Origin of the sequence: Natribaculum luteum, from assembly GCF_023008545.1 — an archaeon.
GTDB classification, from domain to species: domain Archaea; phylum Halobacteriota; class Halobacteria; order Halobacteriales; family Natrialbaceae; genus Natribaculum; species Natribaculum luteum.
The window spans coordinates 3,312,576-3,333,741 of the sequence record NZ_CP095397.1 but is presented as its reverse complement, the minus strand read 5'-3'; the positions used below and the strand labels follow the sequence as shown (position 1 = coordinate 3,333,741).

Here is a 21,166-nt window from a genome sequence, read left to right as displayed (position 1 = left end):
GAACAGTACCGAAGACGGACTCGACGTCACCGTCTCGAAAACGCGATTTTAGCGGCGGCGGTGAGAGTGCCAAAGACCAGTCCGCAACAAGCAAGCGAAGCGAGTGAGATGGAGCAATTCACCCGGACCAGACGAGTGCGTAGAGGAAGGTAAACAGGAAATAGACGAGAAAGACCGAGACGGCAGCCTTGAGGTGGAACGTAAAGAGGTCGTACGTCTCGTCGTCTCGCAACTCCTCGAAGGCCTCCCGTTCGGCGTCGGTACACTCCTCGGCGTGACTGGTGCCGACGTGTAGCGTCGTGTACTCTTCGGTTCGGAACGGCCGATCGCAGTAGGGACATCGCGCTGCGGGCGTCTCGTCGTCGGGAACGTCGTACTCGACGTCGGTGGCTCGCTCGGCCGGCATGGCGTTGTCGTTGCTTTCGTTCGGTGCGTGCAAGTGTCTACCGGTGGCCGTGCGTGGTCGTCTCGAGTCGGCGACACTGCTCGAGGACGTAGCGATCGGGAGAAAGGAATTCGTCGCAGCTGCGAGTGCGCACTAGCTCGAGTCTTCCGGCAGCGGATCCACCATGACGACGGCTTCGCCGTCGACGACGACACCGTCGTCGCTCTCGACGACCGTCTCGAGTCGGTACCGGTCCCCGCCAAGATTCTCGACGACTTCGACGGTCGCGGTGAGCCGGTCGTCGATCGACACCGGGCCGACGAACTCGAGGTCTTGGGAGAGGTAGATGGTGAGCCCGGGCATCCGCGCGAGCGCAGCGCTGATGAGTCCGGAGACGAGTGTCCCGTGGACGATTCGACCGCCAAATCGCGTCTCGGCGGCGAACTCCTCGTCTAAGTGTAACCGGTTCGTGTCGCCACTCGCGTGAGCGAAGTTGCGGACGTCGTCGTCGGAGATGGTCTTGGAGAAGGTCACGACGTCGCCGACGTCGATCGCGACCGGGTCGTCTACGGTTCGTTCGAACTGCCACGGTCGTCGCTCGCGGCCGATCGACGGTATCGTTTCGGCGTCCGATTCGATCGTCTCCTCGTCGACGCCGAAGGCGGCGAAGGTCGCCCGGTTCGCTTCGGCCATGCTCGATACGACGTGGTCAGACGCCCGGGTCCAGGCCCGGATCGCGTGTGTGAGCGGAGTCATCTGTCTGGCACGTACCACCGAACGTCGGAACCGTGATCGGTCTCGTCTACTGCTTGGATCGCATAACACGGTCCTGTCACGACTGGTTGGTGACCGTTACAGGTCAGTTCCTGCTAGCCGACCGTTCGCCAGCGTGGTACGTCTGTGCCCTCTCCGACGGCCCAGAGCATAAGGATTCTGCACAAATTTGCCAGGTGACGAATTCAACTCGACTGGACAATCGTCTAAGTAAATACTTAACGGCTGAATCCGAAAGGAACTGGCCTCAATCGTATCGAACGTCCGACCGTGTTTATCCAGGCTGTCGGCGTACTATGGTATGTGTTATGATATGAAACGGACTGTAATCGTCATCGTCGTCGTACTCACCCTCCTGATCGCCGGCTGTGGTGGACCGGGTGAAGCACCAGACAACGAGACAGATAACGAGACCGAAGAACCGGCCGCGGAGAACGAGACGGAGAACGAGACGATGAATGAGACGGAAAACGAGACGGAGAACGATACCGCGAATGATACCGCGAACGCGACCGCATTCGGACTGGTCGGGCAGACGGTACCAGTGATCGGATAGCGCTGTCTTGAGAGTGAGAATGTCGGCTGTCCCTGTTCCCAGGTACAACTGCACCGTGGACGCGGATGTATCGGAACTGACGGACGGCCGACGTTACGAGCAGTCGGTGATCCCATCGGCTCACTCGGACGTCGCTGGAACGTACCGTGTCACGTGATAGATAGACCCACCGATAAGAAATGTCAATTTATAAAAAGCATTTTGTGGCGGGATAACATCCGTGAACGATAATAAGATGGTGTCAACGTGAAAGATGAAAAACGAAAGATAGCGTATGTATAGAGACTGCTTCCGAGCGATCACTCAGGTTTTCCACCCCGGTGGCGTACGCACGAGTGGGGACACGCCGTTTCTCGATGGGACAGAGCCGTTCGTGAGGGGGATGGCGTTCAAGCAGGCCGTCGGCGACGTACCAGTATTGCTGACCGAGTGGGGACCACATCTGGCAGCACTGCTGGGTATCGTTGCCCTCGCTCTTCTCGGGGGCGGACTCGTGATCCGAAACCGGTTCGTAGACAATGCAACGACGGAACGAGACGAGTCGTCGATAGGTAATGACGAGTTCATGACCGACCGGGAGAGAATTCACCATCTCGTCAGTACCAACGGGGGTCGAATGAAACAGTCCGAGATCGTCGACGCAGTCGACTGGTCGAAAGCCAAAGTGAGTCGACTACTCGCAGATCTCGAGGAGGAAGACGAGATCACAAAACTCCGACTCGGCCGGGAGAACCTGATCTGTCTCCGTGGGCAAGAACCGGCGGCATCGCAGTCGTCGGACGGATCTGGTAGCGAGTGAAGAGGTTCGGGGACGAATCAGACGACGAATGAGTCGTCTTCCAAGACGTGTTTTCCAGGGCGAACGGTCGATGAAGAATCCGTCTTCTGGGTGGCATTATCCCCTTTCCCGACGAAATGGTTGCATCAGTTTATGCGCCGAAACCACGATGAGCCTATGCCTTTACGGCACAACATGAATGCACGCAATCAGCTACTCGTCGTGGTCACTGCGCTGATGCTTGTGTGCTCGAGCGGGGCGGCGATGTCGGTAACAGCGTCGCCACCAGCCGTAGACGAGCACCAAGAGGACAGTGACGATGTCGATGTAGCAGATGACAACGTCAGCGACGATGCAGACGATAACGTCAGCGACGATGACGACGTGGCGGATGACAACGTCAGCGACGACAAAGCCAAGGCACAGAGCGCGTGGGTAACGTTCGAAGATCAAACGAGCGACGGACAGACTGTGGTCGTCGATGAAGTCACGATGGCCAGCGGTGGCTTCGTGACAATTCACAACAGCAGTCTGCTCGTCAACGAGACCTTCAGTAGTGTCATCGGCACCTCCGAGTACCTCGAGCCCGGTACGCACGAGGACGTCGAGATAACACTCGACGACCCACTCGAGGAGTCGGAGACGCTCATCGCGATGCCCCACCGCGACACGAACAACAACGAGGAGTACGACTTCGTCGAACTCGAGGGACAGCAGGACACCCCGTACCTCACGGCTGAGGGCGAGCCGGTGACCGACCAGGCCGTTGTCACCCTCGAAGGCGATGCGGACAACGCCACTGCTGTCGACGGGGACGATGACAACGTCAGTCCTGTCGACGGGGACGATGACAACGTCACCGCGATCGGCGAAGACAAAGAGGACGACAACGTCACCGCGATCGGCGAAGACGAAGAAGAAGATAACGTCACCGCGATCGGCGAAGACGAAGAAGAAGATAACGTCACCGCGATCGGCGAAGACGAAGAAGAAGATAACGTCACCGCGATCGGCGAAGACGAAGTTGACGAAGAACCGGTCGAACCCTCGGAGGAAGTACCCGAGGAGTTCCCGGCAGAGCAACCGATCGTGGTCTTCGTCGGTAACGTCACCGTCGAGGACGTAACCATCGAAGAGCTCACAGTGATCGTCGTCACGGACGAAGAAATCGACGAAGAAGGGCTCGAGGGCGCTATCCAAGACGCACTCGAGGACGAGGAGATGATAGCTGACGACGAGGAGGACGAAGACGAGTTCGACGAGGACGTCACCGACGACGAAGACAACGTCACTGACGGAGACGAGTTCGACGAGAACGTCACCGACGACGAAGACAACGTCACTGACGACGAGTTCGACGAGAACGTCACCGACGACGAAGACAACGTCACTGACGACGAGTTCGACGAGAACGTCACCGACGACGAAGACAACGTCACCGACGACGAAGACAACGTCACTGACGGAGACGAGTTCGACGAGAACGTCACCGACGACGAAGACAACGTCACTGACGGAGACGAGTTCGACGAGAACGTCACCGACGACGAAGCCAACGTAACTGAAGACGGGGCCGAAGAAGCTCCGACCGAATCGTTCACCGTCGAGGACTTCGACGCACCCGAGAGCGCCGAGGTCGGTGACGTCGTCAACGTCAGTGCGACGATCACGAACCCCGGAGACACGGAAGACACGCAAGACGTCCAGTTCCGTCTCGAGGGTGACCTCGTCGCCTCGGAGTCGATCACACTTGAGGGAGGAGAGTCGACGACGATCACCTTCCAGGTCGACACGAGCGACGTCGAGGCTGGCGAATACATCCACATGATCCTCACCGACGAGTTCGGTGAGGTCGCCATCCTGGAACTGACCGAGGACGACAGCGACGAGGAAGACGACGACAACGACGAACGGTTGGCGACCGCGCCGGCGTAGTCTGAACGGGACCTCCCGACGACTCACGTCGCGGCAGCCGATCATCATTTTCTGGCGTGCCGACAGCGATAGTCGCCACTGAACGTCGTTGCACACCTGTTCGCGGCTCGGCGGCCAGTACTGACCACTCCGCTGCGAGCAGTGTATAACTCGTTTCAGCTGGTACTATAGACCGTCGCGTCGGTCCTGTGAGCGGGAACTCTAGCGCGTGTGCGAGCAAGCGCGACCGTCCGATCGATAGCGTCACGTCGTCGCTCGCATCGCTTTCACAGGTTCCGAAGTCGGATGCTACGGAGCCGTTCGAGAGAGCAATACTCTCTCCTTCGTAGTTGCAAGAGCAAACGGAGACCGACAGCCACTCGGCACCGCTAGCTCAACAGGTTGTAGAGACTACTCGCAGCAACGGCGAGGAGCACTAGGACGCTCCACAGGACCGGATCGATACTCGAGAGGACCGGCAGCTCCATCCCGGCGACGGCGATCAGTAGGAGTCCGAGCACGCAGAGAGCGAGGTGCAACTGGAGAACGTTCCTTCGGTCGTCGTAGCCACCGCCGACGTAGCGGAGAACGTCGTGGAAGTGTGGGCCGGGCTGGATCGTCTTCGCTTCGGGGTCGTACTCGATCACGTCGTCCTCCTCGAGTTGTGGAAGGTGCGTCTGCTGGAGTGAGACGTAGACGCTCTTGTAGAGGTTGTTCGGAACTGGCGTCGCGTCCGTCTCTTGTTCTGCAATCTCGGAGGCGACGTCAGAGACGTCGATGCGATCCGACTCCTCCGCCAGCAGTTGTACGATCGCTCGCCGCCTATCGTTGCCGAGAATGTGAAAGATCTCGCTTTCCGCCAGCGAGTCTGTTCGGCTCGTCTGTACGGACATACGTCAGGAGAAACATTCGGCTCGCTCGTTGAATCGGTCGCCACCACCTATCATCATCTATGTGTGTGGTTTTCTGGAACCGAGATGATGAAGCTGATGCATGATTAATAATGGCCATTTAAATTCATCTTCCGGTCGTTCGATTATATGACCGATATTTTATACGTGTACTACCTCGAGCAGGGGCACGCTGGAACCGAGTTACGGCTCTCGAAGAATTGTCGGCTGTCTACTCCGTCGGCACAAAACTCGAGGTCGTCGGTGCGATACGCTGCTGGACGACGCGGGATACGCCTCGATCGAACGTGATCGGACGTCGGGCGATCACCGACTTCCGTCCGATACGCTCGCCGACGATCGGTCAGTCGCCAGGCAAGTGGCCGCCCGATTGCATCTCTCGATACGTGGTGCAGGCGGGACAGCCGTGTACGACGTCGCCGTTGTCGCCAAAGACGCGTGCGAACTGCTGGGTGACGTGTGTTCCGCAGTTTCGACAGCGAGCGCCAGCTGTCGACGATTCCATTGGGGTCCAGTTGGTACCTGTCGATTTCATAGTTGGGGGTGGACGATAGTGTAGTGTGTGACGCCTCCCGATCGGGGTGGTCGAGAGAACCGAGAGACGGTCTCGTCGACGTTGCCCGGACGAACGCAGTCGGACGCAGTTCGGTGTCGTGGACGAAATCCGGCACGCCGCTCGTGTGCGACCACGTCGGCGAGCGGCGACGGCGCGTCGTTCGGGCATCACTACCATTCGGGTCGTCAGATGCGAATAAAGGACATAGACTGTTCACCTGAGATGTGGTTCTGGGAAATTGGTAAATTGGGCATTTCCGTCCGATTTTAGCCGGTAGAGCAATCAGATCGGGAGTTCGTCTCGAGATGGGGTCCTCGGGCGTCAACGTGAATTCAGTCGTATTATCCGATATTCAGTATCGAAACAGCTACTTATCGTCGTGCGTCGGCGCTCGAAAGATGTTATTTCTTTACCGAAATTTGAAATTTCGGTGGAGAATGTCCGAACTTCTCTAAATCAAGTAGGGCGTTATAAAATACCTTGTCGGATTACCGATTCAATCGTGAAGCACGCTGGACGTGTCTGTGACGAGGTGACTGGTCGACGATGTACGCGTATCGCCTCCTCTCGCGAGAGCGGGAGTGAATCCCCCCAAGACCCGGTTACAACGGGCAGTATGACAATGTCAAGCCAGGCGAGCAACACGACGGAATCGGCCACGAGTTCTGCACTCGACGCGCTCGGCGACGAGTGTGCACGAATCATCCTCGTCGCAACGAGCGAGCGACCACGAACGGCAAAGGAGTTGACCGAACGAACTGACAGTTCGTCGGCGACGGTGTATCGGCGGATCAACAACCTCCTCGAGAGTGATCTTCTCGCGGAGTGTATCCGATTCGAGGAAGACGGATCGCACACCACTGCGTACGAAGCGACTGTCGACCACCTCAGCGTCGATATCGGCGCCGAGGGGATCCACGTCGCCCTGTCCCAGTCCGACGAGCAGTAACGTCATCGACGACTCAGGCTGACAGTTCTCCGGTCGACCAGTCGGACGGGAATGCCATCGCGTCGAGACGGTACTGTGCGTGTTGTCACGAGATCAGGTCAGTCTCGGGAACGAACATTTTGATCCAGAGAAACAATCATGAAACGAGCTTTAGAACACCTGTATGAAGCGGATAACAAATTATCCAGTCAACGGAACGGTCCACGTGATTGAGCAATGCACGATCTGACTGGCTTCCAGCGTGACCTCCTGTACGTGATCGCCGGCGCAGACCGCCCATCCGGCCAGGCAGTCAAAGAAGAGGTCGAAAAGTACTACAGTTCGGAGATCAACCACGGGCGGCTGTACCCGAATCTCGACACGCTCGTCAACAAGGAGCTGGTCGAGAAGGGACAACTCGACAGGCGGACGAATTACTATGCGATCACCGACGATGGCCGTCGTCGAATCGAGGAACGGCGCGAGTGGGAAGAGCAGTACGTCGAATTTTAATCACGATACTGGAACTTCAATGAGAAGAGTTCTATCTAGTGGATTCAGGAGCTATAGGTCCCTGTAGCGCCCATTTCATTTCGAGAACGCAACCTCGATCGAGCCGAAATCTATGTAATCCGACCATAACAAAGCGGATGACGAGCGATCGATCTACCGATTCGCGGATGCTAGATCTCTCGTGTTTCGATCGGATGGAACGCTATCGGAGTGATCGACCAGTGGTGGTCCGCCGATGAGTCTGCGAACGGCAACGGAGACGAGACTCGGTTTCGTCCGCTGGTACCCCGCCGACCTTGCCGCGGTGTCGGTTGCGGCGGTTGCCGCGTACCTGGTCGTGACGTCGCACGGTTTCGACGGGACGCTCCGGCTTCTGATGGCAATTCCGCTGATCCTGTTTCTTCCCGGATACGCGCTGGTCTCGGTTCTGTTTCCGGCGGCAGCCAGACGTACTCGAGAGAACGCGCTGACCGGCACCGACACGAGGCCCGGCGGAATCGACGCGGTCGAACGACTCGGACTGGCGTTCGCGCTCTCGATCGCGCTCGTCCCGATGGTGACGATCGGTCTCGCGCTGACCGATTGGGGGCTGGCGACGGAGCCGGTCGCCGCCGCGCTCGCGATCGGTACTATCGGCTTCGCACAGCTGGGCGTCGTTCGACGACTACGCGTTCCGGCGGCCGATCGGTTCACCGTCTCGCCGATTCTCGCGGTGCAGCGACTTCGTCAGGGAGACGAAACGGTCGCGACAGCGTCGACGCTCTTTCTCGCGTTTGCAGTCGTCGTCGCGGGACTCTCGCTCGTCGCAGCGTTCGCCATGCCCCACTCCGCGAGCGAATTCACCGAACTGGGACTGTACACGGAAGACGGCGACGGCGACCTCGTCGCCGGTCAACTGCCGTCGACCGTCGACCCTGGCGAGTCGATCCCGGTGACGATCTCGGTCGAGAACCACGAGGGTGAATCGAAAGCGTACACGGCCGTCGTCCAGCAACAGGTTCTTGCGGACGACGAGGTCGTCGATCGGACCCGGCTGACGACGGTCTCGGCGAGCAGCGACGATGGCGAGGTCGTCACCGTCGACCGCGAGATCACGCCCACGGTCGGTGACGGACGCGTTCGAATCGTCGTTCTCCTGTACGAGGGCGACGTGCCCGGAGAGCCGACGCGAGAGAACGCCGACGAAGACGCGTTCTTCTGGGTGACTGTAACCGACGGCGGAGACACCGCATAGAGACGATGAGGGCGAAGATGAAAGCGACGGCGGCGACCTCCCGGACGTAGCGATGTGGCCCTGGGAGCACCTCGCCGTCGCATACGTCGGGTGTTCGATCGTCACTCGAGTCGTCTTCGGTCGATCGCCGACTGCGTCCGAGGCGCTGCTCGTCGCGTTCGGCTCGCAATTCCCCGACCTGGTCGACAAGCCGTTGGCCTGGCAGTTCGGTGTCCTCCCGAGTGGCGTGTCGCTGGCGCACTCGATATTCCTCGCCGGCCCCGTCTCGCTCGCTGCCGTCGCCGTCGCCTGGCTGACGCGCCGACCGGTCGCTGGCGTCGCGTTCGCCATCGGGTGGCTTTCACACCTCGTCGGCGACGTCTACTACCCGCTCGTCTACGCAAACGGGTACAGCTGGGACGTCGTGCTCTGGCCGATGCGGCCGGCGGCGACGTCGCCGAGCGTCGGGTTCGCACGGCAGTTCTGGACGTACTTCGATCGGTACCTCGAGTTTCTGGTCTCTCCGGAGGGGATGACGTACCTCGGACTCGAGGTCGCCGTACTCGGCGGGGCAGCCCTCCTCTGGGTGTTCGACGGGACGCCGGGGCTACCCCGACCGACCGCGAGGAGTGACGCTCACCAGACCGACACCGAGCCGTAGCGGACCGCGAGAGTGAGCATCGATACTCGAGGCGTGAACGATTCGTCGGAAGGGTGGTGAGAACTCGTCGATACGAGGAGAGAACGCGCGGACGGACGGTCGTTACCGGCGTGTGACGTCGAACGGGAGTCGAAGATCCGGACGGCGCGTGGCGTGGTGGACGGCGGCGACGACGAGAACGGCACCGCTGAGTGCGAGGGCGACGAGTGGTGGAGCGACGGCGGACAGCGGCCCGACGGAGAACGCCGTCAACCCGAGTGCGAGCACACCAGCACCCGCGAGTGTCGCGTACAGCGCGTGCCAGGGACGTTGGTGCTCGAGGTTGCGATCGAGGTACGGTTCGAACAGTGTCTCGCTGGGGAGTAACTCGATGGTGTGGTCGTCGGGATCCCAGTCGACGATGTCGTGGTCCTCGAGCATCGGCAAGTGCGTCTGGTACAGCGAGATGTAGACCCGTCGGCGTTGTGCGCGCGTCACCTCGTCTGGGTCGACGTCGTTCTCCCAGGCGGCGACCTGCTCGACGAGCGGTGCGAGGTCACACGAGCCGTGGTGCTGTTTCAGGTACCGGACCGTCCGTCGACGGCGGGCGTTGCTAAACACGTCGAACAACTCCGCCTGTGTGAGTTCCTCGTCAGTCATAGATTGCCTCGAGTACCCGGGAAAGCCCGTCCGACGGGAGCTTTCGAATACCTCACACTGGCAATGAGTCGAGTGAACACTTTACTATCGTCTTGCTACCCGCTCGAAAGGGAATTGTACCAGTTAGCAGCCGTGACGGACGTGTAATTCGATATTTTGGATCGATAGTCGAACCGATTCGCTCGAAATCGCTGGGCTGTGCGCTCACGAGGGGGTTCGCACGCAGACGGCGGATTTGGGCCTGTAGTTTCGGGCTACTGTCCCGTCAAGACGGGGATAACAAAGCGTCGTTACCGGAAGTATCCGGACGACTGCCCACCCTGGGTAACGATTCCCCATGATTCGATTGTGTACACGTTACTGGCATCGCGGCGCTCGATCGCGACGAGGTGAGAGGCGATGAGAGACGTCGTCCGCGGCGATCGCTGTACGATCGACGACGATGCGATCGTCGGCTACGGCGAGTTCGACGCGCCGGCACGGCTCGGCGACGACGCGACGATCCGGGCCGGAACGATCGTCTACGCGGACGTGACGATCGGCGACGAGTTCACGACGGGCCACGACGTGCTCGTCCGCGAGGAGACGACGATCGGCGACGACGTGCTCGTCGGGACGAAAACCGTCATCGACGGCCGGACGACGATCGGCTCGCACGTGAGCCTCCAGACGAACGTCTACGTGCCGACCGACACGACGATCGGCGACAACGTCTTCGTCGGTCCGGGTGCCGTCCTCACGAACGACGAGTACCCGATCCGGACCGAGGCCGAGCTCGTCGGCCCGACGATCGAAGACGGCGCGTCGATCGGCGCGAACGCGACCCTTCTCCCCGGCGTCACCGTCGGCGAGAACGCGTTCGTCGCCGCCGGGTCGGTCGTCACCGACGACGTCCCGCCGAACACGCTCGCGGTCGGCTCGCCGGCACGGACGCAGACGCTTCCGGAACCGCTCGAGGGGCCAAACCAGCTCGCATGACCGACGTACCAATCGCCGACCCCGAAGTTGGCAACGACGCCCACGACCGGGTCGTCTCGGTACTCGAGAGCGGCCACCTCGCCGACGGCCCGGAAGTCAGAGCCTTCGAGGACGAATTCGCCGCCTACTGTGGCACCGAACACGCCGTGGCGACCTCGAACGGGACGACTGCCCTCCAGACCGCCCTCGAAGCGCTCGGCGTCGAGGACGGCGACGCCGTCATTACGTCCTCGTTTTCGTTCGTCGCGAGTGCGAACGCGATCCGACTGGCCGGCGGGACGCCAGTGTTCGCCGACGTCGATAGCGACACGTTCACGCTCGATCCGGACGCCGTCGCGTCGCTCGTCGCCCGCCGCGACGACGTCGTCGGGCTCCTGCCGGTCCACCTCTACGGGCTGCCGGCCCCGATGGACGAACTCCGCGAGATCGCGGCCGACCACGACCTGTTCGTTCTCGAGGACGCCTGTCAGGCACACGGCGCGGCGATCGGCGGGGATCGCGTGGGCTCGCTGGGCGACGCCGCCTGCTTCTCGTTTTACCCGACGAAGAACATGACGACCGGCGAAGGTGGCATGATCACCACCGATCGAGACGACGTCGCCCGCCGTGCGGCGAGCTACGTCAACCACGGTCGGACGGCCGACGGCGACGGCGGCTACGAACACGCCACCCTCGGCCACAACCACCGAATGACGAGTCTCGCCGCGGCGGTCGGTCGGACGCAGCTCGCACGATTGCCCGAGTTCAACGAGGCCAGGCGGGAGAACGCCGCGTTCTACGACGAGCAGTTCGCCGACCTGCCGATCGAGACCCAGCGAGTTCCCGACGGCTATCGTCACGTTTACCACCAGTATACGATCCGCGCCGAGGACCGTGACGCACTCGAGCAGTCGCTCTCGGCGCGGAACGTCGGCACGGGAATCTACTACCCGACGCCGATCCATCGACAGCCCGCCTACGAGACCGTGAGCGCGGCCGCCGCCGATCTGCCGCGGGCGGAGCGTGCCGCCGAGGAAGTGCTCTCGTTGCCCGTCCATCCGAACCTCACCGCCGACGACCGACGGACGGTCGCCTCGGCGGTGTTCGACCACTACGATCATGACTCTCCCTAACTCGACAGCGACTGAATCGGCACCCCTCCGCGCTGGCGTCGTTGGCGTCGGCTCGATGGGTGAAAACCACGTCCGGGTGTACAGCGAGCTCCAGGACGTCGACCTGGTCGGCGTCACCGACCTCGACGAGTCGCAGGCCAGGCGAGTCGCCGACGCGTACGGGACGACGGCGCGGTCGTTCGACGAGTTGCTTTCGGTGTGTGACGTCGTCTCCATCGCCGCACCGACGAGCGCCCACCACGAGATCGTCTCCGAGTGCATCGACGCAGGTGTTCACGTTCTCGTCGAGAAGCCGATCGCCGACACCGTCGCGAACGCCCGAAACATGGCGAATCGCGCCCGGGACGCAGGAATCGTCCTCCAGGTCGGCCACATCGAACGGTTCAATCCCGCAGTGAAGACGCTCGAGTCGGTGATCGACGACCTCGACGTGATCGCGATCGAGGCCGAACGGCTCGGTCCGCCGATCGATCGAGCGGGGGTCGACGGCGTCGTCTTCGACCTGATGATCCACGACGTCGACGTCGTTCGATCGTTACTCGACGCCGATCCGGTCAACGTCGCCGCGATGGGGGCGGAAAACGGCGGGTACGCGGCGGCCAAGATGGAGTACCCCGACGGCGTGATCGCCTCGCTGACCGCGAGTCGAGTCACCCAGAAGAAGGTTCGCCGGCTCACCGTCACCGCTCGCGAGTGTCTCGTCGAGGTCGACTACCTCGAGCAGTCGGTGCTCATCCACCGTAACTCGCTGCCGGAGTACGTCACCGAGGACGGCCGGAATCGGTACCGACACGAGAGCGTCATCGAACGGCCTCGCGTCGAGAACGGCGAGCCGTTGCGCCGGGAGCTCGAGTCGTTCGTCCGCGCGGTGCGGACGGGAGCGACGCCCGAAGTCACCGCCGAAGACGGACTCCGCGCGCTCGAGACGATCGAGACGATCGATCGCCTCGTCTCGAGTGCCGACGGAATCGAGGTGCAGGCTCGATGACGACCGCTGGCGGATCGGTGACGACCCTCTACGGGACGGCCGCCACGGAGAAGCGCCAGCGAGTGGCGATCAGGTCGGGCGACGTCCCGGTCGCCGTCTACGGACTCGGGAAGATGGGACTGCCGCTCGCGGCCGTCTACGCCGAGGTTACGGGGAACGTAATCGGCGTCGACGTCGATCCGTCGGTCGTCCAGGAAGTTAACGCCGGGGAGTGTCACATCACCGGCGAGCCGGGACTCCCCGAACTGGTCGCACGGCAGGTGAGCGAGGGCCGGCTCCGGGCGACGGCGGAGGGCCAGTCGGCCGCTGTCGACGCGAGCGTCCACGTCGTCATCGTCCCAACGCTACTGTCCGACGGCGAACCGGACCTCTCGACGGTCGAGGCCGTCACCCGAGACGTCGCGACGGGACTCGCACCCGGCGACCTCGTCGTCGTCGAATCGACGATGCCGCCGGGGACCTGCCACGAGGTCGTCTTGCCCACACTCGAGGAGGAAAGCGGCCTCGAGCGCGGCGAGTTCGGACTCGCGTTCTGCCCCGAACGGACGGCCTCCGGGAGAGCCCTGCAGGACATCCGCGGCGCGTACCCGAAGGTCGTCGGCGGCATCGACGACGAGAGTACGCGCGCCGCGGCGGTGCTCTACGACGAACTCACGCACAACGACGTGCACCTTGTCTCGGACGCGACGACCGCGGAGGCAGTGAAAGTGTTCGAGGGGATCTACCGCGACGTCAACATCGCGCTGGCGAACGAGCTCGCGCGGATGGCCGACGATCTCTCGATTTCGATCCGGGAGGCGATCGCCACGGCGAACGAGAGCCCGTTCTGTGACATCCACGACCCGGGGCCGGGCGTCGGTGGACACTGCATCCCGTACTACCCCTACTTCCTGTTCGCACGGACCGACGAGCAGTTGACGCTCACGCGGACGTCCCGGCGAATCAACGAGGAGATGCCTGCGTACACCGTCGCGATCCTGGCGGACGAACTCGCCGACGCCGGCGTCGACCTCGAGGACGCGTCGGTGCTCGTGCTCGGCCTCACTTACCGCCCTGGCGTCGAGGAGACGCGAGCGTCCCCCGCACTCGAGGTCGTCGACCGCCTGCACGAGTTCGGGGCCGACGTCGCCGCGACCGACCCGATCGTCGATCCGGCGACGTACGACGCGCGACCGGTCGAGGTCGACGACGTCGCCGACGAGACGTTCGACGCCGTCGTCCTCGTCACGCCCCACGAGGAGTTCGAGGCGATCGACTGGACCGCCATGGAACCGACGGTCGTCCTCGACGGACGAGACGCGCTCGAACTCGAGGACACGAACCACCGCGTGCGGACCCTCGGCGGTTCGCGAGGGAACCGGCCGGTCGTCCTCGAGGACGAGGGTCGAACCGAACGCCGCGCCTCGCTCGGGAGAACGGACGGTGGCGAGCGGGGCGACTGACCGACGGGAGACGGCCGGTCGAAGCGTTCGATCCCTCGTCGTAACCGATAGCGTTCTCGACTCCGTCGCACGCGTTCGACGTGTACTCGCCGAATACTGTCGCGATACGTACAGTTGACGGCAGGTCCCCGTCGATGGCGTCAAATCCGCTCGCTGCGACCGAAAACGCTCGCGTGACGCGGCTGTTCTGTCAGCATAACAAAGAGCGATACCGTGCTCACACTGCCGTGATGTACGCCACGAGTCATCGGACTCTCGGATGGCGGTCGTTATCGCGCAACAATAGCCGCCTACCGCGGTCGGAGGAGTTCCGATGAAGACCGTCGTCCTCGGATTCGACGCGCTCGACTGGCGGTACCTCGAGCGGTTCTCCTCGTCGCTGCCGAACTTCACCGCGCTTCGCGAGCGGGGCGTCGAGGCTCCGCTTGAGTCGACGCACCCGCCCTGGACCGGGAGCGCCTGGCCGTCGATGTACACCGGAACCGACCCGAGTCACCACGGCGTCTACGGCTTCTTCGACTACGACGGCTATCCCGACGACGGTCACCTCGTCTCGCGCGCCGACGTCCACCGACCCGCACTCTGGAACTACCTCTCCGACGACGGCGTGCCGTCGGTCGTGCTGAACGTCCCGGTGACCCATCCAGCGGAGCCGATCGACGGCGTCCTCGTCCCCGGTTATCTGGCCGCCGAAGACGAGTCGGGACAGCCCGAGGGAATCCGCGACGAACTCTCCGACGAACTCGGCGAGACGTACACGATCTACTCACGCGGCGAGATCAGCGACGATCCCGACGAGAAGTTCGCGGGCTACCTCGAGTTGATCGAGCAACGCCGCGGGGCCGCCGTGGCGTTACTCGAGAACCACGAGTGGGAGTTCGCCCTCCTCCAGGTACAGAAGACCGACGCGGTGTTTCACAACTTCGACGACGAGCGTCGGTTCCGCGCGATCTACGAGGCCGCCGACCGACTCCTCGGCGACGTCCTCCAGTCGGTCGACGAGGCGACGAACGTCGTCGTCTGTTCCGACCACGGCATCGGCCGACTCGACGGCTACCAGATCCACGTCAACGAGGTGCTGGCGGAACACGGCTTCGTCGAGACGACGGCGGAGGGCGACCGGCTGTCGCTCGGGTCCGAGAAGAAGTCCCTGCTGGGAACGACCGAGGAGGACCGCGACGAGACTGGGACACTCGAGCGAACGCTGCTCGCCGGACAGCGCGTCGCGACGGGACTCGGCGTCGAACCGAGCGACGTCTACGCGGCCGCGAAGCGACTCGGCCTCGAGTCCGCGCTCGTTCGACTCGTCCCGGAGTCGATGCAACGCGCCGCAGGAGAGACCGTCGACTGGCGGCGCTCCCGTGCGTACTGTCCCGACGAGACGCGCATGGGCGTCCGCATCAATCTCGAGGGTCGCGAACCCGACGGCGTCGTGTCGCCGTCAGAGTACGAGACGGTCCGCGACGAACTCGTCGAGATTCTTTCCGGACTCGAGACGCCCGACGGCGAACCGGCGTTCGACTACGTCTGTCGTCGCGAGCGGCTGTTCGACGGACCGTTCCTCGACGATGCGCCCGACGTCCTGTTTCTCCCTGCCGGCATGGATCACACGGTCTCGACGGCACTCTACGGGCAGCGGTTCGTCCCCGTCGACGCGCACGACCACAAACTCGACGGGGTGTTCGTCGGTGCCGGACCTGGGTTCGAAGCGTCGGCCGACGTCGGCCGGCTCTCGCTTCCCGACGTCGCACCGATCGCGATGGCGCTGCTCGACCGGCCAGTTCCGTCCCGGATGACGGGATCGGTCCCCGACGGACTCCTCGCCGGTCCGGCGCGTCGAGTCGACTACGGCGATATCGCGTACGGGACTGGTGTGACAGAGCCCACGGTCGACGACGGAGCGGTGACCGAGCGACTCGAGGATCTCGGCTACCTCTGACAGCGGTACGACCGGGGACCGGGTTCCCGTCGGCGGGCGATCAGGCCTCGAACGCTTCGAGCGTCTCGTCGGTGACGCCGCCACGCGAGAGGATCGTCAGGAGGTCGTCGGGACGGATCTCGGTCCCGCCGCGTGGCGTGATGACCGTGTCGTCGCGTTCGATCGCGACGACCAGCAGTTCGTCCTCGAGGACCTCTCGTCTACTGGCCTCCTCGAGCGTCAGCCCGGCGATGGGTGCGTCCGCAGGGACCGTGACCTCGAGGACTTCGGCACCGCCGGAGAGGCTGATGAACTCCGAGAGCGCCGTCGGTTCGTCGTCGTCCGGCCCGAACGGCCGGTAGGGCTGGAAGTGTTCCGACTGGACGAGGTCTTCGTCTTCGATGTCGATTCCCAGTTTGGCGATCTCTCGAGCGATGTGTCGGAGGTCGCCGGTGTCCTCACCGACGGCGAGCACGTGGAGGTTGCGCCGGCCGGTCATCAACTCCCGAACGTTGACGACACCCGGGATGACCCGGACCTGCTGGGCGAGTCGTTCCCGGTCCTCGACGGGCGCGTTGCAGACGTACAGGTTCGTCAGCCTCCCGTCCGCGCGCTCGAAGTCGACGTTCGCGTGGTAGCCCCTGATGACGTTCGCGTCCTCGAGTTGTCGGATCCGATTTCGAATCGTCGCTGGCGAGACGCCGACCTCGTCGGCGATCATCGGGGCAGACGTGTCCCGGGCGTCCTGCATCAGCGCGTGGATGATGCGCCGGTTCACTTCGTCGAGCCGGATGTCCATGACCGGGCGTTCGTCGGGGCAGTAAAAGTTTTCTTTCGTTCGACGCGACGCTCGAAGCTGGATCGCGTCACTCGATCGCGTACTCGACGATGTTCTCCGACTGGCAGGACGGACAGCACGCAGTCTCGGAACCGACCGTCGTTCCGCAGTGGCGACACTCGTAGACGATCACGGCCGACCCGTCGCCAGCCGAGAGACTGGAGACGGGTGCTTGCGAGTCCGTCCCCGCGAGCAGGTCCGAGAGAAAGTCAGTGAGACCCATAGATTCGATAGAAACCAATTCTCGAGTAGTATTATAAGCATTTCGTGACTAATGAGGAATAGGGTATAAGTATCCGTTATCGAATCCCAAACGAGGGCGCCGAAAGAACACCATACTTCCCGGCGAACTGGACGAGTGCGACGGCGACCGCTCGGGGACGCGATCCGACGGATCGCGCTCGCTGGGAGACCTGCGATCGGCTGCGTATCCGACCACCGGAGATGGGTTCGCTTCGTGGCCCGTCCCAATCTGAAAGAGACGGTTAACAAAGCCTCGAGTCGGCCGTACTCTGCTCACCGGATGGACGTCCTCACCCTCACGACGAACGCCGACGCGCCGTTTATGAACCAGCAGATGGCTGCACTCGAGCGACACGGCGTGTCGTTCTCGACGCTGCCGGTCCCTGGCGACGTCGCTGCCGACACGTCACGGAGCGTCGTCGACTATCTGCGATTCTTCCCGGACGTCTTCGACGAAGCGCGCAACGGATACGACCTCGTCCACGCCCACTACGGCCTGACCGCGCCGATGGCGCTGGCACAGATTCGTCTCCCGGTCGTCCTCTCGCTGTGGGGGTCGGACTTACACGGCACGATCGAACCGATCAGCCGCGCGTGTGCCCCGTTCTGTGACGAGGTGGTCGTCATGTCCGAGGAGATGCGCGACGTGCTCGGACGCGATTGCGAGGTCATCCCCGACGGGGTCGATCTGGATCGGTTCGAACCGCAACCACAGGCCGACGCGCGGGCGGCGGTCGGCTGGTCGCCCGACGAGTACCACGTCCTGTTTCCGTACTCGCCGGCACGAGAACTCAAGAACCACCCGCGGGCGCGTCGCGTCGTCGACGTCGTCGACGACCTTCTCGAGCGTCCCGTTCGGCTCCAGACGGTCTACGGCGTCGCCCACGACGAGGTCCCGACGTACATGAACGCCGCCGACGCGCTGTTGCTCACCTCCCACAGCGAGGGGTCGCCTAACTCGGTGAAAGAAGCCCTCGCCTGCAACCTCCCTGTCGTCTCTCTCGAGGTCGGCGACGTGCGCGAACGGCTCGCCGGCGTCTCGCCCTCCGTCGTCGCCTCGAGCGACGAGGAGTTGATCACCGGCCTCCGGGACGTCCTCGAGTGCGGCGAACGGTCGAACGGCCGCGCAGCGGCACGAGAGGTGAGCATCGATCGAACTGCAGACGAGATGCTCGCCGTCTACGAGCGCGTCGTCTGATAATGGTGGCTGTAACTGGTTGCCGACGCAACCACAAGATAGTTCGCGGTTGCGGCGGCAAAGACTCACAGCCATCGTTATGACGCTCACGGCAGGGTCGCGAAAAATGGGTCCACACTCGGGTCCTGACGGACCGCGTTAGTGACCGGTGCCGTATCCGTCGCCCTGTTCGATCGGGCCGGCGAAGACGGAGTAGAGATACCGGAAGTACAGCAGGACGACCACGAGTACGGGGAGTCCGAGCACCGTCGTGACGTTGAGCGCGAGCGGCGAGACGATCGCCTGGCGGAGCGTCAGTCCCGTCGTCGGGTACACGACCGGATACAGGAGGTAGCCGACGAAGGCCACGAGCAGGAACGCGACGGTGGTCGTCGAGAGGAACCACGCCCGGTCCCGTCCCCGGAGCGAGAACACGACGCCGGCGGCGACGAGCACGATCGACGTGACGACGATCGCTGCGACGGGTCCCGAGAGGATCGTCGATCGGACGCCGTGGGGGTTCGTCGCGAACGCGGTGGCGAGCACCGCGACGACGGCCACGAGGTAGCCACCGGCCGCCAGTCGACCGTACCGGGCCATCTCGTCTCTGAGCGATCCCGTGGTCTTGAGCGCCAGGAAGACCGCGCCGGCGAAAAGCGAGAGCGTGACGACCGTGAGACCGACGAACAGGCTCGGTAGCGACAGCGCGCCCGCCCCGAAGACCCAGGTGCCGACGAGCACGCCGAGCAGGAACGGCGTGAGTAGACTTCCGGCGAAGAACGCCTGGTCCCACCGACGCTTCCAGGTCCGATCGTCTTGCTGTTCGCGAAGTTCGGGCGCGATACCACGGAGGATCAGCACGAAGAGGATCGCGATCACGAGCAGGTAGTTCTGGCTGAGCAGCGCCGAGTACACCGGCGGAAACGCGGCGAGCAGGATCGTCCCGAAGGCGACGAGCCACACCTCGTTGGCGTCCCAGATCGGTCCGAACGCCTCGAGGAGGATCTCCCGCTCGTCTTCGCTCTCTCGAGTCGGGAGCAACATCCCGATGCCGAAGTCGAGCCCGTCGAGAGCGACGTACATCGCGAGTGCGAACATGAGGACGCCGAACCACACCTCGGGAAGCGAGTCGACGAGGTAGGTGTCGACGGGGATGAACAGTGGGTTAGTCGTCATCGGTGAACACCCCGGTGATCGGCGGCTGGTCGGACTCGCGTTCGTCCGGGTCGACGCCGATGCGGTCGAGTTCCATCTGGATGAACCGCCGGAACACGTAGAGGAAGCCGCCGAAGAGGGCGACGTAGCCGACGACGAACGCGGCAAGCGAGAGGGTCGCCTCGGTACTCGTCAGCGTCTGCGAGACGGCCTCGCTCGTCCGTAGCACGTCCTGGATCACCCACGGTTGGCGGCCGATCTCGGTGACGTACCAGCCGGTCAGCATCGCCATGAACCCGAGCGGCGTCGATAGCATCATCGCCTGCAGATAGCGATCGCTTTCGGTCAACCGGCCCTTCCACGTGAGGTAACCACCCCAGAGACCGAGGGCGATGAACCAAAAGCCCAGGCCGACCATGAACCGGAACGACCAGAAGACGAGCGCCACCGGCGGCGACGACTCGTACTCGTTCAACCCGAGCACTTCGGCGTCGAAATCACCGCCGCTGGCGAGGAACGAGCCGAGACCCGGAATGCTGAGCGTCCAGAGGTTCTCCGCGCGCGGATCGTTCAACGCGTCGAGACTGGTCGGAATCGCGATGAGGTGGAGGTCGGCCTGTCCGGTCTCGTAGTGGGCCTCCATCGCCGCGAACTTCTGTGGCTGCGTGTCCTCGACGTGGCGGCCGTAGGCGTCACCGTGAAGGGCCTGCAGGGGCGCAGTCAGCAGCAACATCACGACGGCGATCCGGAGCGCCGTCCCCCACGTCTCCGAGTCGCGTTTCGTCCAGACGAAGTACGCGGCGATACCGCCGACGAGCAGGGTAACCGAGATGATCGCGGCGTTCTGCATGTGGACGTACATCCACGGGAGCCGCGGGGTCAGAAACGCAGCGACGGGGTCCGTGAGCTGGGCGATCGTCATCCCGTTTCGTTCGACGAGTTCGAATCCCTGCGGTGTCTGCATCCACGCGTTCACGACGAGAATCCAGAACGCCGACAGCCACGCACCGACGCCGACCAGCACCGACGAGAGGACGTACGTGCGGTCGCTGACGCGCTCGCGGCCGAACAGCAAGATGCCGAGGAAGACCGCCTCGAGGAAGAACGCCATCTTGGCCTCGAACGCCAGCGGGCCACCGATCAACTCTCCGGCGACCTCCGAGAAGATCGGAAAGTTCGTGCCGAACTGGAAGCTCATCGGGATACCAGTTACCGTCCCCATGACGAAGCCGATCGCGAACACCTTCACCCAGAAGTCACGGAGGCGAGCGTACCGCTGCTCGCCCGTGCGGACGTCCTTCCAGGTCAGGTACACGATAAACGGTGCGAGACCGACCGACAGGGACGCAAAGAGGATGTGTATCGTGATCGTCCACCCGAATTGCAGTCGGCTCGCGAGTTCGGCACCGAGCATGCCATACCCCCCCACCTCAGAGAGTAACTCGAGGCTCGCGGTGCCGAGGCTCGTGTAATGACTCATACACTGA

At 63.0% G+C, this 21,166-nt stretch carries 22 protein-coding genes; 13 read left to right on the top strand and 9 right to left on the bottom strand.

Annotation, left to right across the window (positions count from 1 at the left end; all coding sequences use genetic code 11):
• Positions 1–118: 118 nt before the first annotated feature.
• Both MU558_RS17175 and MU558_RS17170 read right to left on the bottom strand, forming a co-directional pair.
• Positions 119–406 carry a DUF7410 domain-containing protein gene (locus MU558_RS17175; protein WP_246969753.1) on the bottom strand — a complete coding sequence of 96 codons (288 nt, stop codon included), beginning with the start codon at positions 404–406 and terminating at the stop codon, positions 119–121.
• 132 nt (positions 407–538) lie between these two features.
• On the bottom strand, positions 539–1,078 hold the full coding sequence (locus tag MU558_RS17170; protein WP_246969750.1) for a MaoC family dehydratase: 540 nt from the start codon (positions 1,076–1,078) through the stop codon (positions 539–541).
• 394 nt (positions 1,079–1,472) lie between these two features.
• Here MU558_RS17170 and MU558_RS17165 point away from each other — a divergent pair, with 394 nt between their 5' ends.
• The 3 genes from MU558_RS17165 (at position 1,473) to MU558_RS17155 (ending at position 4,428) form a co-directional block, all read left to right on the top strand.
• On the top strand, positions 1,473–1,715 hold the full coding sequence (locus MU558_RS17165; RefSeq protein ID WP_246969736.1) for a hypothetical protein: 243 nt from the start codon (positions 1,473–1,475) through the stop codon (positions 1,713–1,715).
• 382 nt (positions 1,716–2,097) lie between these two features.
• A complete protein-coding gene (locus MU558_RS17160) occupies positions 2,098–2,514 on the top strand; it encodes a helix-turn-helix transcriptional regulator (protein WP_246969733.1) in 417 nt (138 codons plus the stop codon).
• Between the two features lie 174 nt (positions 2,515–2,688).
• Positions 2,689–4,428 carry a DUF7282 domain-containing protein gene (locus MU558_RS17155; protein WP_246969730.1) on the top strand — a complete coding sequence of 580 codons (1,740 nt, stop codon included), beginning with the start codon at positions 2,689–2,691 and terminating at the stop codon, positions 4,426–4,428.
• 368 nt (positions 4,429–4,796) lie between these two features.
• Here the strand turns inward: MU558_RS17155 and MU558_RS17150 are convergent, their stop codons facing one another.
• Positions 4,797–5,300, bottom strand: a complete 504-nt coding sequence (locus MU558_RS17150) for a DUF7344 domain-containing protein (protein ID WP_246969727.1) — start codon at positions 5,298–5,300, stop codon at positions 4,797–4,799.
• 361 nt (positions 5,301–5,661) lie between these two features.
• Positions 5,662–5,823 carry a DUF7563 family protein gene (locus tag MU558_RS17145; protein WP_246969724.1) on the bottom strand — a complete coding sequence of 54 codons (162 nt, stop codon included), beginning with the start codon at positions 5,821–5,823 and terminating at the stop codon, positions 5,662–5,664.
• A gap of 673 nt (positions 5,824–6,496) precedes the next feature.
• Between MU558_RS17145 and MU558_RS17140 the strand changes: the two genes are divergently transcribed.
• The 4 genes from MU558_RS17140 to MU558_RS17125 all read left to right on the top strand — a co-directional run bounded on the left by MU558_RS17140 (position 6,497) and on the right by MU558_RS17125 (position 9,189).
• On the top strand, positions 6,497–6,823 hold the full coding sequence (locus tag MU558_RS17140) for a winged helix-turn-helix domain-containing protein (protein WP_246975032.1): 327 nt from the start codon (positions 6,497–6,499) through the stop codon (positions 6,821–6,823).
• Between the two features lie 216 nt (positions 6,824–7,039).
• On the top strand, positions 7,040–7,315 hold the full coding sequence (locus tag MU558_RS17135) for a helix-turn-helix transcriptional regulator (RefSeq protein ID WP_246969721.1): 276 nt from the start codon (positions 7,040–7,042) through the stop codon (positions 7,313–7,315).
• Positions 7,316–7,550: 235 nt separating this feature from the next.
• On the top strand, positions 7,551–8,549 hold the full coding sequence (locus MU558_RS17130) for a DUF1616 domain-containing protein (protein ID WP_246969719.1): 999 nt from the start codon (positions 7,551–7,553) through the stop codon (positions 8,547–8,549).
• A 52-nt stretch (positions 8,550–8,601) separates the two neighbouring features.
• Complete coding sequence (locus MU558_RS17125; RefSeq protein ID WP_246969716.1) at positions 8,602–9,189, top strand: metal-dependent hydrolase; 588 nt, start codon at positions 8,602–8,604, stop codon at positions 9,187–9,189.
• A gap of 102 nt (positions 9,190–9,291) precedes the next feature.
• Here MU558_RS17125 and MU558_RS17120 read toward each other — a convergent pair whose 3' ends face one another.
• Positions 9,292–9,828: a DUF7344 domain-containing protein gene (locus MU558_RS17120; protein WP_246969713.1), complete on the bottom strand. Its 537-nt coding sequence runs from the start codon at positions 9,826–9,828 to the stop codon at positions 9,292–9,294.
• 399 nt (positions 9,829–10,227) lie between these two features.
• Between MU558_RS17120 and MU558_RS17115 the strand changes: the two genes are divergently transcribed.
• The 5 genes from MU558_RS17115 to MU558_RS17095 all read left to right on the top strand — a co-directional run bounded on the left by MU558_RS17115 (position 10,228) and on the right by MU558_RS17095 (position 16,287).
• Positions 10,228–10,806 (top strand): acyltransferase, encoded by a 579-nt coding sequence (locus MU558_RS17115; RefSeq protein ID WP_246969710.1) that lies wholly within the window; start codon positions 10,228–10,230, stop codon positions 10,804–10,806.
• Positions 10,803–11,918: a DegT/DnrJ/EryC1/StrS family aminotransferase gene (locus MU558_RS17110; protein ID WP_246969707.1), complete on the top strand. Its 1,116-nt coding sequence runs from the start codon at positions 10,803–10,805 to the stop codon at positions 11,916–11,918. Before MU558_RS17115 ends, MU558_RS17110 begins: the two co-directional genes overlap by 4 nt.
• The gene (locus MU558_RS17105) at positions 11,905–12,906 is read left to right on the top strand and encodes a Gfo/Idh/MocA family protein (protein ID WP_246969691.1); all 1,002 of its coding nucleotides are present in this window, start codon (positions 11,905–11,907) and stop codon (positions 12,904–12,906) included. Before MU558_RS17110 ends, MU558_RS17105 begins: the two co-directional genes overlap by 14 nt.
• Positions 12,903–14,348, top strand: coding sequence for a nucleotide sugar dehydrogenase (locus tag MU558_RS17100; RefSeq protein ID WP_246969688.1), 1,446 nt, complete (start codon positions 12,903–12,905; stop codon positions 14,346–14,348). The genes MU558_RS17105 and MU558_RS17100 overlap by 4 nt, the downstream gene beginning before the upstream one ends.
• A gap of 313 nt (positions 14,349–14,661) precedes the next feature.
• Positions 14,662–16,287, top strand: a complete 1,626-nt coding sequence (locus MU558_RS17095) for an alkaline phosphatase family protein (protein WP_246969685.1) — start codon at positions 14,662–14,664, stop codon at positions 16,285–16,287.
• A 40-nt stretch (positions 16,288–16,327) separates the two neighbouring features.
• Here the strand turns inward: MU558_RS17095 and MU558_RS17090 are convergent, their stop codons facing one another.
• Positions 16,328–17,065, bottom strand: coding sequence for an Lrp/AsnC family transcriptional regulator (locus MU558_RS17090; RefSeq protein WP_246969682.1), 738 nt, complete (start codon positions 17,063–17,065; stop codon positions 16,328–16,330).
• Between the two features lie 67 nt (positions 17,066–17,132).
• Positions 17,133–17,327 (bottom strand): hypothetical protein, encoded by a 195-nt coding sequence (locus MU558_RS17085; protein ID WP_246969679.1) that lies wholly within the window; start codon positions 17,325–17,327, stop codon positions 17,133–17,135.
• Positions 17,328–17,627: 300 nt separating this feature from the next.
• Between MU558_RS17085 and MU558_RS17080 the strand changes: the two genes are divergently transcribed.
• Complete coding sequence (locus MU558_RS17080) at positions 17,628–18,545, top strand: glycosyltransferase (protein WP_246975029.1); 918 nt, start codon at positions 17,628–17,630, stop codon at positions 18,543–18,545.
• Between the two features lie 138 nt (positions 18,546–18,683).
• Here the strand turns inward: MU558_RS17080 and MU558_RS17075 are convergent, their stop codons facing one another.
• Positions 18,684–19,700, bottom strand: a complete 1,017-nt coding sequence (locus MU558_RS17075) for a cytochrome d ubiquinol oxidase subunit II (RefSeq protein ID WP_246969675.1) — start codon at positions 19,698–19,700, stop codon at positions 18,684–18,686.
• Complete coding sequence (locus MU558_RS17070) at positions 19,690–21,093, bottom strand: cytochrome ubiquinol oxidase subunit I (RefSeq protein ID WP_246975026.1); 1,404 nt, start codon at positions 21,091–21,093, stop codon at positions 19,690–19,692. Before MU558_RS17070 ends, MU558_RS17075 begins: the two co-directional genes overlap by 11 nt.
• Positions 21,094–21,166 lie beyond the last annotated feature (73 nt).

Bases quoted from the DNA above. Each gene is read 5' to 3' on its own strand.
- MU558_RS17175 (WP_246969753.1), bottom strand. From the start codon at position 406: ATGCCGGCCGAGCGAGCCACCGACGTCGAGTACGACGTTCCCGACGAC.
- MU558_RS17170 (WP_246969750.1), bottom strand. From the start codon at position 1,078: ATGGCCGAAGCGAACCGGGCGACCTTCGCCGCCTTCGGCGTCGACGAG.
- MU558_RS17165 (WP_246969736.1), top strand. From the start codon at position 1,473: ATGAAACGGACTGTAATCGTCATCGTCGTCGTACTCACCCTCCTGATC.
- MU558_RS17160 (WP_246969733.1), top strand. From the start codon at position 2,098: ATGGCGTTCAAGCAGGCCGTCGGCGACGTACCAGTATTGCTGACCGAG.
- MU558_RS17155 (WP_246969730.1), top strand. From the start codon at position 2,689: ATGAATGCACGCAATCAGCTACTCGTCGTGGTCACTGCGCTGATGCTT.
- MU558_RS17150 (WP_246969727.1), bottom strand. From the start codon at position 5,300: ATGTCCGTACAGACGAGCCGAACAGACTCGCTGGCGGAAAGCGAGATC.
- MU558_RS17145 (WP_246969724.1), bottom strand. From the start codon at position 5,823: ATGGAATCGTCGACAGCTGGCGCTCGCTGTCGAAACTGCGGAACACAC.
- MU558_RS17140 (WP_246975032.1), top strand. From the start codon at position 6,497: ATGTCAAGCCAGGCGAGCAACACGACGGAATCGGCCACGAGTTCTGCA.
- MU558_RS17135 (WP_246969721.1), top strand. From the start codon at position 7,040: ATGCACGATCTGACTGGCTTCCAGCGTGACCTCCTGTACGTGATCGCC.
- MU558_RS17130 (WP_246969719.1), top strand. From the start codon at position 7,551: ATGAGTCTGCGAACGGCAACGGAGACGAGACTCGGTTTCGTCCGCTGG.
- MU558_RS17125 (WP_246969716.1), top strand. From the start codon at position 8,602: ATGTGGCCCTGGGAGCACCTCGCCGTCGCATACGTCGGGTGTTCGATC.
- MU558_RS17120 (WP_246969713.1), bottom strand. From the start codon at position 9,828: ATGACTGACGAGGAACTCACACAGGCGGAGTTGTTCGACGTGTTTAGC.
- MU558_RS17115 (WP_246969710.1), top strand. From the start codon at position 10,228: ATGAGAGACGTCGTCCGCGGCGATCGCTGTACGATCGACGACGATGCG.
- MU558_RS17110 (WP_246969707.1), top strand. From the start codon at position 10,803: ATGACCGACGTACCAATCGCCGACCCCGAAGTTGGCAACGACGCCCAC.
- MU558_RS17105 (WP_246969691.1), top strand. From the start codon at position 11,905: ATGACTCTCCCTAACTCGACAGCGACTGAATCGGCACCCCTCCGCGCT.
- MU558_RS17100 (WP_246969688.1), top strand. From the start codon at position 12,903: ATGACGACCGCTGGCGGATCGGTGACGACCCTCTACGGGACGGCCGCC.
- MU558_RS17095 (WP_246969685.1), top strand. From the start codon at position 14,662: ATGAAGACCGTCGTCCTCGGATTCGACGCGCTCGACTGGCGGTACCTC.
- MU558_RS17090 (WP_246969682.1), bottom strand. From the start codon at position 17,065: ATGGACATCCGGCTCGACGAAGTGAACCGGCGCATCATCCACGCGCTG.
- MU558_RS17085 (WP_246969679.1), bottom strand. From the start codon at position 17,327: ATGGGTCTCACTGACTTTCTCTCGGACCTGCTCGCGGGGACGGACTCG.
- MU558_RS17080 (WP_246975029.1), top strand. From the start codon at position 17,628: ATGGACGTCCTCACCCTCACGACGAACGCCGACGCGCCGTTTATGAAC.
- MU558_RS17075 (WP_246969675.1), bottom strand. From the start codon at position 19,700: ATGACGACTAACCCACTGTTCATCCCCGTCGACACCTACCTCGTCGAC.
- MU558_RS17070 (WP_246975026.1), bottom strand. From the start codon at position 21,093: ATGCTCGGTGCCGAACTCGCGAGCCGACTGCAATTCGGGTGGACGATC.